This window comes from Acidithiobacillus sp. TH-A36, assembly GCF_057473445.1.
Genome location: NZ_JBYCKP010000626.1, coordinates 1 through 9,150, shown reverse-complemented (window position 1 = coordinate 9,150; position 9,150 = coordinate 1). Strand labels below are relative to the sequence as shown.

12 protein-coding genes are annotated in these 9,150 nt (G+C 57.3%); 11 read left to right on the top strand and 1 reads right to left on the bottom strand.

The genetic code is table 11. From position 1 onward, the window contains the following. From AC2VLY_RS15710 to AC2VLY_RS15690, 5 genes are all read left to right on the top strand, one after another. Positions 1-684, top strand: a 684-nt coding sequence (locus AC2VLY_RS15710) for a succinate--CoA ligase subunit beta (protein ID WP_486922602.1), incomplete at its 5' end; no start/stop codon positions are given. Between the two features lies 1 nt (position 685). Continuing rightward, a complete protein-coding gene (locus tag AC2VLY_RS15705; RefSeq protein WP_024893552.1) occupies positions 686-1,030 on the top strand; it encodes a hypothetical protein in 345 nt (114 codons plus the stop codon). Continuing rightward, a complete protein-coding gene (gene sucD, locus AC2VLY_RS15700) occupies positions 1,027-1,899 on the top strand; it encodes a succinate--CoA ligase subunit alpha (RefSeq protein WP_486892789.1) in 873 nt (290 codons plus the stop codon). Before AC2VLY_RS15705 ends, sucD begins: the two co-directional genes overlap by 4 nt. Further along, complete coding sequence (locus AC2VLY_RS15695) at positions 1,899-3,560, top strand: NAD+ synthase (RefSeq protein WP_486922603.1); 1,662 nt, start codon at positions 1,899-1,901, stop codon at positions 3,558-3,560. Before sucD ends, AC2VLY_RS15695 begins: the two co-directional genes overlap by 1 nt. Beyond that, positions 3,547-3,885: a P-II family nitrogen regulator gene (locus AC2VLY_RS15690; RefSeq protein ID WP_193650903.1), complete on the top strand. Its 339-nt coding sequence runs from the start codon at positions 3,547-3,549 to the stop codon at positions 3,883-3,885. Before AC2VLY_RS15695 ends, AC2VLY_RS15690 begins: the two co-directional genes overlap by 14 nt. 139 nt (positions 3,886-4,024) lie before the next feature. Here AC2VLY_RS15690 and AC2VLY_RS15685 read toward each other — a convergent pair whose 3' ends face one another. Next, positions 4,025-4,771, bottom strand: a complete 747-nt coding sequence (locus AC2VLY_RS15685; RefSeq protein ID WP_486893771.1) for an outer membrane protein assembly factor BamD — start codon at positions 4,769-4,771, stop codon at positions 4,025-4,027. A gap of 28 nt (positions 4,772-4,799) precedes the next feature. Between AC2VLY_RS15685 and rluD the strand changes: the two genes are divergently transcribed. The 6 genes from rluD to AC2VLY_RS15655 all read left to right on the top strand — a co-directional run. After that, positions 4,800-5,759: a 23S rRNA pseudouridine(1911/1915/1917) synthase RluD gene (rluD, locus tag AC2VLY_RS15680; protein ID WP_486893763.1), complete on the top strand. Its 960-nt coding sequence runs from the start codon at positions 4,800-4,802 to the stop codon at positions 5,757-5,759. Beyond that, the gene (pgeF, locus tag AC2VLY_RS15675) at positions 5,749-6,507 is read left to right on the top strand and encodes a peptidoglycan editing factor PgeF (RefSeq protein ID WP_486893765.1); all 759 of its coding nucleotides are present in this window, start codon (positions 5,749-5,751) and stop codon (positions 6,505-6,507) included. The genes rluD and pgeF overlap by 11 nt, the downstream gene beginning before the upstream one ends. Before the next feature lie 6 nt (positions 6,508-6,513). After that, positions 6,514-7,065 carry a cupin domain-containing protein gene (locus AC2VLY_RS15670; RefSeq protein WP_486893766.1) on the top strand — a complete coding sequence of 184 codons (552 nt, stop codon included), beginning with the start codon at positions 6,514-6,516 and terminating at the stop codon, positions 7,063-7,065. Then, positions 7,062-8,234 carry a RuBisCO large subunit C-terminal-like domain-containing protein gene (locus tag AC2VLY_RS15665; protein WP_486893768.1) on the top strand — a complete coding sequence of 391 codons (1,173 nt, stop codon included), beginning with the start codon at positions 7,062-7,064 and terminating at the stop codon, positions 8,232-8,234. The genes AC2VLY_RS15670 and AC2VLY_RS15665 overlap by 4 nt, the downstream gene beginning before the upstream one ends. Then, entirely contained in the window at positions 8,234-8,890 is a 657-nt protein-coding gene (locus tag AC2VLY_RS15660; protein ID WP_227485451.1) for an HAD-IB family phosphatase, read from the top strand. Before AC2VLY_RS15665 ends, AC2VLY_RS15660 begins: the two co-directional genes overlap by 1 nt. After that, positions 8,880-9,150 (top strand): class II aldolase/adducin family protein (locus tag AC2VLY_RS15655; protein ID WP_486922601.1); only part of this gene is annotated, 271 nt, incomplete at its 3' end. The genes AC2VLY_RS15660 and AC2VLY_RS15655, both read left to right, overlap by 11 nt.

The following is a 9,150-nucleotide window of genomic DNA, read 5'->3' as shown; positions in this document are numbered from 1 at the left end:
CGACAGCTGGGATTTGAGTTTGGTCTGGATACCAGTCAGGTGCAGCAGCTGACCCGCATCATGCAGGGCATGTATCGTCTTGCCCAGAAGCTGGATGCGTTGATGGTCGAAATCAACCCGCTGGCGGTCACCAGTGATAGCCGTCTGCTGGCGCTGGATGCCAAGCTGGTTATGGATGACAATGCCTTGTACCGGCATCCCGAATCTGACGAATTGTTTGATTCCACCCAGCAGGATGGTCGGGAAATTGTCGCCAGACAGTTTGGGCTCAATTATATTTCCCTGGAGGGAAATATCGGCTGCATGGTCAATGGTGCCGGTCTGGCTATGGCGACCATGGACATGATCAAGCTGCATGGCGGGGAACCCGCCAACTTTCTGGATGTAGGTGGTGGTGCGGCGGCAGACAAGGTCACCCAGGCATTTAAGCTGATTTTGTCCGACACCCGGGTCAAAGCCATTCTCGTCAATATTTTTGGAGGCATCACCCGCTGTGATTTGCTGGCAGAAGGCATTATTCAGGCCGCAGCCGAGGTGGGCATCCATCTGCCGGTAGTGGTGCGCCTGGAGGGAACCCGCAAGGAGGAAGGGATGGCTTTGTTGAGAGAAAGTGGCCTGTCATTGATTTCTGCCGATGGTCTGACGGATGCCGCTGTGAAAGCGGTGGCTGCCGCTCAGGGCTAAGGTGTCCATCAATATTTTCTGGTTGCAGCGGTTGTGGCCGGTGTTGCGCAATTCCGGCCCCTTGATTTCACGCCTGGCCGATGCCTACGTAAAACGCGGCGCAGATCAAAAATCTGCCGAGCGCATGGCGGAAATGGCGGTGCTGCTGGATCAGATTCTGGACGAGCGCCTGAAAACGGTGGCCCAGGTGGATGATCTGGAGGGTCTCCGTCAAGATCTCGCAGCGCTGCGTAGCGATGTGAATCATACCCAGCCCGTTGTCCGGCGCAATCCTTACATACTGCTTTTGTTGCTGGGTGAAGCCGTCATTATTCTACTGTTGATTCTTGTTTTGGTGCATATATGAGCATATTGCTGTCTCAGAACACCCGTATTATCTGCCAGGGGTTTACCGGCAAGCAGGGAACTTTTCATTCGCAGCAGGCCGTGGCTTATGGCTCCAGCATGGTTGGCGGGGTCACACCCGGAAAAGGGGGCGGCCGCCATCTGGATTTGCCGGTTTTTAATACGGTGGCTGATGCGGTGCGGGAAACCGGCGCCGAAGCCAGTGTGATTTATGTGCCTTCTCCCTTTGCGGCCGATGCCATTATTGAAGCGGCTGCGGCGGGCATTGAGCTGATTGTCTGTATTACCGAAGGTATCCCGGTGCATGACATGTTGATGGTGAAACACTATCTGGCGGGTTCGACGGCGCGTCTGATTGGTCCCAACTGTCCTGGTATCATCACTCCCGGACAGTCAAAAATCGGGATTATGCCCGGTTCCATCCATCGTCCGGGCAAGGTCGGCATCGTCTCCCGTTCCGGCACCCTGACCTACGAGGCGGTTGAGCAGACCACCCGCCTGGGTCTCGGCCAGAGTACCTGTGTCGGTATTGGTGGCGATCCACTGATCGGCATGAGTTTTGTCGAGGTGCTGGCGCTCTTTGAGGCGGATCCGCAAACCGAGCTGATTATCATGGTTGGCGAAATCGGCGGGCGCATGGAAGAAGAAGCGGCTCACTATATTCAGTCAAGTGTCAGCAAGCCGGTGGTGGCTTTTATTGCCGGATCAACGGCGCCCAAGGGCAAGCGCATGGGCCATGCTGGCGCGATCATTGACGGCAATGCCGGAACTGCTGCGGCAAAATACGCAGTACTGGAGGCGGCGGGGGTACATTGTGTGCATTCTCCGGCTGAATTGGGTACGTGCGCCGCAGCTTTGTTGAGCCATTAATGCGCGTCGCTCTGGCGCAGTGCAATGTCTGGGTCGGTGACATTGACCGGAATGTGGCATTAATCCTGACGGCAGCACAGGAGGCAAAAGCTGGGGGTGCCGATTTGCTGGTAACCCCGGAGCTGTCTTTATGCGGTTATCCTCCCGAAGATCTGCTGCTGCGTGAAGACTTTGTGCAGGCCTGCGCAGAAGCGGTAAAAACCTTGGCAGCGCAAACGCCTTTGCCCTTGTTGTTGGGGCATCCCCAGCGCGTCAACACGCGACTTTATAATAGTGCCAGCTTGTTGCGAAATGGTCAGGTAGAAGCGGTTTACCACAAGCACTGTCTGCCCAATTACGCAGTATTTGATGAACTGCGTTACTTTACGCCGGGTACCCGGCCCCTGACTTTTGACTGTGCGGGAGTCTCCTGCGCCGTGGCCATTTGTGAAGATGTCTGGTGTGGTTCCGAAGTGGCCCAAGCCTCCAGAGACCAGGGCGCGGAGTTACTTGTGGTCCTCAATGCTTCCCCTTACCACCGGCACAAGCAAGGGGAGCGGGAAGCTCGGCTGGTGGCGCTGGCGACGCAGACACAAATGCCCATCTGCTATGCGAACCTGGTGGGTGGTCAGGATGAGCTGGTTTTTGATGGTCGATCCTTTGTGGTGGATGCACAGGGCCAGTTGGTTGTCCGTGGGCCGATTTGTGAAACGGCGGTCATCCTCACGGATTTTGAAAAAACCACTCAGGGTTTGCAGGTTAAAGGCGATACAGCGCTCATTGCGGCAGCCGATACGGAAGCCGAGGTTTATGCGGTCCTGACTCTGGGGGTCCGCGATTATGTGCGTAAAAATCATTTTCCGGGTATTGTGCTGGGCCTTTCGGGCGGGGTGGATTCAGCCTTGACCCTGGCAATCGCTGTGGATGCTTTGGGAGCGGAGCAGGTGCATGCCCTGATTATGCCCTCCCGTTATACCGCCGAAATGAGCGTTGCAGATGCCATTGCCGAGGCGCAAAGTCTGGGGGTTTCCTACGATCTGATTTCCATCGAGCCGGTTTTCCAGGCCTATTTGCAGGCCCTGGCGCCGCTGTTTGCGGGACGCCCGGTGGATACCACCGAGGAAAATCTGCAGGCGCGGGTGCGTGCCGGGTTGTTGATGGCCTACTCCAACAAGTTTGGGCACCTGCTGGTAACCACCGGCAATAAAAGTGAAATTGCGGTGGGTTATGCCACCTTATATGGTGATATGGCGGGTGGTTTTGCGGTCATCAAGGATATCCCCAAAACCCTGGTCTATCGTCTTGCCCGCTACCGCAACCAACATGCCCTTGTCATTCCCGAGCGGGTATTGAGTCGGCCGCCCTCGGCGGAGCTGGCGCCTGATCAACGGGATCAGGATAGTCTGCCCTCCTATGAGGTGCTGGATGCCATCATTGCGGCCTATGTAGAGGAGGATCGTTCTGCGGCAGAACTGATTGCCTCCGGTTTTGCAGTCGACACGGTGCAGCGGGTATTGAAGTTGATTGACCGTGCCGAGTATAAAAGAAGACAGGCGGCTCCCGGTGTGCGCATCAGCACCCGCGCATTTGGAAAAGATCGGCGCTATCCTATTACCAACGGCTACGCTTCCTGGGGTGGTCATCATAAGCTGAACGAGGAGCAACACCATGAAAAAAATTGAGGCGATCATCAAGCCCTTCAAACTGGATGATGTGCGTGAGGCATTGCAGGAAATTGGTCTGGCCGGAATGACCGTAACGGAAGTGAAGGGTTTCGGACGGCAAAAAGGGCATACCGAGCTCTACCGGGGGGCGGAATATGTGGTGGATTTTCTGCCCAAGCTCAAGCTGGAAGTGGTCGTCGACGACGACATGGCGGATCGCGCCATTGAAGCCATCGAACAGTCGGCACGTACTGGCAAAATTGGCGATGGCAAAATTTTTGTGAGTGCTGTGGAAAGGGTGATTCGCATCCGTACTGGTGAAGAAGGTGCCGAGGCGGTCTGATCCTGCTCACCAGGGACAGCCAGCTGCTCCCTCAGCGATTATCTGATTCGGCTGTTGGTCTGGGGGCTGTTGACGCGAGCAGCCCGGACAAGGTCGCGGTCAGGTCTCCCAGGCCAGGTGCTGTTTCAGGAAGCCTTGCTCAGTGGCCAGTGCCCAGATCACCCAGATATTTGCTTTTGGGATAATTGTAGGAGAGCACCTTGCTTACGGTTTCTGCCTGATTCTGGAGGTTGAGATGCCGGTATGAGCGGACCAGATAGTACAGGGCTTCTTCCCTTGAAGGGCTGAGCTGATAGCGGGTGACCACATTGTCACAGCGATTGGCCGCCGCAACGTAAGCGTGACGCACATAATAGAACTTGCAGATGTCCAGGTTGCGCTTGCCGAGAATATCGATGATTTTGGCCATACGCAGCCGGGCATCGACAGCATAGGGACTATGGGGCCAGCGTGTGGCCAGAGTTTGTAGAGTGCTAAAGGCTTCTTCGGCGGGTTTGGGATTCCATTCAGCGCCCTGGATGCCTTCATAGTAGGCAATGCCTTTCAAATACCATGCATAATCCACATGGGGATTGGCCGGATGCTGCTTGATAAAACGTTCGGCGGCTGCTGCAGCGGCTTCGGAATCGCCACTCTTGTAGTAACTGTATGCAGTATCCAGTTGCGCCTGTTCCGCATAGGGACCGTAGGGATAGCGGGTTTCCAGTTCTTCATAATGGCGAATGGCTGAAGTGTAATCTCCGCGTTCCATGGCTTGCTTGGCGGGCTGATACATCTGGGCGGCCGATTCGTGGGTTTCCGCAGCCTGATCACCTTTGTGGGGAGTGCTGGCACAACCGGCCAGAATGGCAGTACAACAAAATGAAATAAGTAAGCGTTTGCGCATGAAGGACAATAGTCTATAGTGGCGAGCCATGAGCGACGATACTACGGGACTTCCCATGATTTTGCCAGTGGATCAAGCCGGTGAACGACTGGATGCGGTTTTGAGTGGCCTGCTTCCGGACATCAGCCGCAGCCGGATCCAGACCCTGTTGAAAGACGGCCATATTCGGGTGAACGGCGCCGTCGAAAAACCCAGCCTGCGCATTCAGGGCGGAGAAGCGGTGGACATTGACTGGCCGGAAAGCGAACCCAGTGTCTGGCTGGCCCAGGATATTCCTCTGCATATTATGTATGAAGATGCGCATATTCTGGTCCTCCACAAACCGGCCGGACAGTTGACCCATCCCGGTGCCGGCCATGCGGATGGTACCCTGGTGAACGGGGTGCTGGCGCATCTACCGGATAATGCCTATCTGCCCCGGGGTGGTATTGTCCATCGTCTGGACAAGGACACCACCGGCTTGCTGGTAGTGGCCAAAACCGAAATGGCGCGGCAGTCGCTGATAGACCAGTTGGGTGACCATACCATGCACCGGGAGTATCTGGCCCTGGTGAATGGCCCGATGACCGGGGGTGGTCGGGTGGATGAGCCCATTGGCCGCCATGCCCATGACCGGCTGCGGATGACGGTGCGTGCCGACGGGCGCCCTGCGCAAACGGATTTTCGTCTGGTGGAGCGCTTCCCCCGCCACAGCTTCCTGCGTTTGCGTCTGGCCACCGGGCGTACCCATCAGATCCGGGTGCACATGACCCATATTGGTCATCCGTTGGTCGGGGACCCGGTATATGGGGGGCGCATGAGCGTGCCCCAGGGTCTGGATGTGGAAGGCCTGGCTTACTGGCAGCAGTTTCGGCGACAGGCTCTGCATGCCTGGCGCTTGAAGTTGTATCATCCGGAAACGGAAGAGTTGATGAGTTGGGAAAGTCCGCTTCCGGAGGAAATGGAAAAACTGCTGGATTTGTTGCGGCAGGCCCGCCGTGCCCACTGATGCAGCATCTATTCCATCTGTTCTAATCCCTGACTGGCCGCTGCCAGCAGGAGTCCATAGTGCGATTACCCGACGCAACGGGGGTTACAGTGAAGGTCCTTATCGCTCCTTCAATCTGGGCGATCATGTTGGAGACGCGGCACAGGCCGTGGCTAAAAATCGCGAGCTGCTGCGTACCTGGCTGAAATTGCCGCAAGAACCACTATGGCTGCGCCAGATACATAGTACGGAATTACTGCAGATTCCAGCTGCTCAAGACCTCTCTCCGCTTCCCGAAGCTGACGGGGTGGTGACCCATATTGCGGGGCAAGTGTTAGCGGTATTGACGGCTGATTGTCTGCCGGTGTTGGCTTGCAGTCGTGATGGTCAGCATCTCGGGGCCTTTCACGCGGGCTGGCGGGGTCTGCTGGCCGGCATTCTCGAAAAAGGGGTGGCGGCGCTGGCAGTGCATGGCAAGGAAGTTCTGATATACTTGGGTCCAGCCATCGGGCCCGACGCTTTTGAAGTGGGCCCGGAGTTGCGGGCAGCTTTTGTTGCGGAAGATCCGCAGGCTGTCAGCGCCTTTCGTGCCGGGCCAGGGGATCGCTGGCTGGCGGATATTTATCAGCTTGCCCGGCAGCGCCTGCACCGGGTTGGGGTCACGGCCATTTATGGTGGAGGTCTGTGTACTTTCAGTGATAGCGAATTTTTTTCGTATCGGCGGGATGCAGTGACCGGACGAATGGCATCTTTGATCTGGAGGGAATAAGTCATCATGGCGACTTTACGCAGAGCCGGTGATCCGGCGCTGGTTACGGACCCCGACATCATTGCCGGGCTGTTGGCTCCGCTGGGTGTGCTTCTGGAAAAGCTTCCTGTTCCCGCAACGGACAGCAGCCGCTCCCTGTTGGCCCAGGCAGAACTCGGTAGCGACGATCAGGGAATGCTGCTGGAGACTCTGGATGCGGTGTTTCGGCGCCTACAATCCGAAAAAGGGTATCAGGACCGGGATCTGGTCGTGCTTTATCCCGGCCATCCCCAGCTGGAGGCACTCAACGCCCGTTTTCACCGGATTCACACCCATGATGATGAAGAGGTGCGTTACATCGTCGATGGCGAAGGCGTTTTTGGCTTTGTGCTGCCTGATGCGCAGCAGGTCGAGCTGACCGTGGTGGCGGGCGATTATATTCATGTCCCGGCTGATGTGGAGCACTGGTTCCGCCTCAATCAACTCCAGCGGATCAAGGCGGTCCGTTACTTCAGTGCCCGAGGCGGATGGACTCCCCATTATACGGACCGTACCTTGCAGAGTTTTCACGATTTATGAGTGCCTACATAGAGGTGGATTACCAGTTTCCTGCCGGGGTTGATGCGCAGCGGCAGGCTCAGGCCATTGCCATCGGGCAGACTGCCGGAAGCTGGGACGCGCGCTTTCAGCATCGGGAAGAACAGCTTCGCGGGCATCTTGCTGAAGTGCGGGCAGTACATGACTTACCCGAGGGGCGACACCTGGCGACCATCCGTTTCCCCGCCGAAAATGTGGATGGACGCATGGGTAGCCTGCTGACCATGATTTTCGGGAAATATTCTCTGGCGGGCCCGGCCAAGGTCTTGTCCATACGCCTACCTGAAGGGTATGGGCAATCCTGTCGCTTTGGTCTGGCGGGTATCCGCGAAAAACTGAACGTAGCCGAGCGTCCCCTGATTATGGCCATTTTCAAGCCCGCTCTGGGGCTGAGCGCCGGGGACCATGCCGAAATTCTGGCAGAAGTGGCGATGGCTGGTCTGGATATCATCAAGGATGATGAAATTCTGCCGGACCTGCCCTCAGCCGCGACGCTCGCCCGCTGGGAAGCCTGTGCACCTATCATTGAGGCGCGTCGTGATCGGACCGGGCGGGATCTACTTTACGCCATGAATCTTTCCGGCGATGCCCGGCAGGTTCACGAACTGGCCCGGCAACTGGTTGCCCGGGGGGCCAACGCCCTGCTCCTGAATGTGCTTGCCTATGGATTCCCCATGCTGGAAGCCCTGGCAGCAGATCCGGAGGTGAACGTCCCGATTTTTGCGCATCCGGCTCTGGCCGGGGCCTGGTGTGCTGCACCCGATCATGGTTTTGCCTATGCGGCCATACTGGGGACGGCGATGGCCCATGCCGGCGCGGATGCGGTTCTTTATCCGGCCCATTATGGCAGTTTGCCTTTTCCGGAGGCGGACGAGCAGGCCATTGTTGCGGCCTTACGGGCGCGGGGCGTGGCGCCAGTTCCCTCGGCGGGGGTGCACCCCGGTATGTTGGATGCCATTCTGGAAGATTACGGCCCGGAGCTTATTCTCAACGCCGGTACCGGGATTATGGATCATCCCATGGGCCCCTCCAGCGGCGTGCTGGCCTTTCATGAGGGGCTGGAACGCTGGCAGGAGGGCGCTTCCCTGAAACTGTCCGATCTGCCCGCCGGGCCTTTGCGGGCGGCCGTTGAAAAATGGGGGGCCGCCTGATGCTGTCCAAAGCCATTTTCTGTGACTTTGATGGAACCATCACGGAGCAGGAGATTTTTGTGGCCTTGATGCGGCATTTCGCCCCGGAGGCTGCCGCGCAGCTTCTTCCGGAAATATATGCGCAACGCTTGGGGCTGCGGGAAGGATTACCCCGGATCCTGGAAGGCATTCCTTCCCAACGCTGGCCGGAAATGGAAGACTTTGTCCGGGGTACAGCCTTGCGTCCCGGTCTGGAACATTTACTGGCTTCCGCCCGCCAGGCTGCTGTGCCTTTTATTGTAGTGACGGGTGGCTTTACCCGCATGGCAGAAATCGTCCTGGAACCTTATCGCGCCGATATTCACGCGATTCACGGGCTGGAAGTGGATTGCTCCGGCCCGACTTTGCGGGTTTTTTCGCCCTGGCAGGATGATCATGAACTGGTCGCCAAGCGTCAGGTGCTCGCCCACTATCAGCCCGGGACGGCACTTTGTATTGGCGATTCCATCACTGATCTGCGGGTGGCGCGCGATTGCCCTCTGGTTTGTGCCCGTGATCGGCTGGCGCAATATCTGCTGGAAGAAGGCAAGGCTTTCATTCCTTTTGAAACGCTGGATGACGTCAATGCCGCACTGGCGGCACGCGGTTGGTGGAAGGAGGGTGCCGATGCACCATGAAGATTTGCGACAGGAGCTGGCACTGGCTGCCCGAAGCTTTTACGAAAGAGGCTGGATGCTGGGAACAGCCGGTAATTTATCGGCGCGGATGGCTGAAGAGGCTTTCTGGATTACCGCCAGTGGCCGTCCCAAGGATTTGCTGGACACAGGAGATTTTGTTTCAGTAAACCTCCAGGGGGATGTGCTGCTTGCTCCCAGCGGACGTAAACCTTCGGCAGAAACTTCCATCCATCAGGTGATTTATCAACATATTCCTGAAG

Coding starts and splice junctions, on each gene's coding strand:
- AC2VLY_RS15695 (WP_486922603.1), top strand. CDS start 1,899: ATGCGCGTCGCTCTGGCGCAGTGCAATGTCTGGGTCGGTGACATTGAC.
- AC2VLY_RS15685 (WP_486893771.1), bottom strand. CDS start 4,771: ATGCGCAAACGCTTACTTATTTCATTTTGTTGTACTGCCATTCTGGCC.
- AC2VLY_RS15670 (WP_486893766.1), top strand. CDS start 6,514: ATGGCGACTTTACGCAGAGCCGGTGATCCGGCGCTGGTTACGGACCCC.
- AC2VLY_RS15660 (WP_227485451.1), top strand. CDS start 8,234: ATGCTGTCCAAAGCCATTTTCTGTGACTTTGATGGAACCATCACGGAG.
- AC2VLY_RS15665 (WP_486893768.1), top strand. CDS start 7,062: ATGAGTGCCTACATAGAGGTGGATTACCAGTTTCCTGCCGGGGTTGAT.
- sucD (WP_486892789.1), top strand. CDS start 1,027: ATGAGCATATTGCTGTCTCAGAACACCCGTATTATCTGCCAGGGGTTT.
- AC2VLY_RS15690 (WP_193650903.1), top strand. CDS start 3,547: ATGAAAAAAATTGAGGCGATCATCAAGCCCTTCAAACTGGATGATGTG.
- rluD (WP_486893763.1), top strand. CDS start 4,800: ATGAGCGACGATACTACGGGACTTCCCATGATTTTGCCAGTGGATCAA.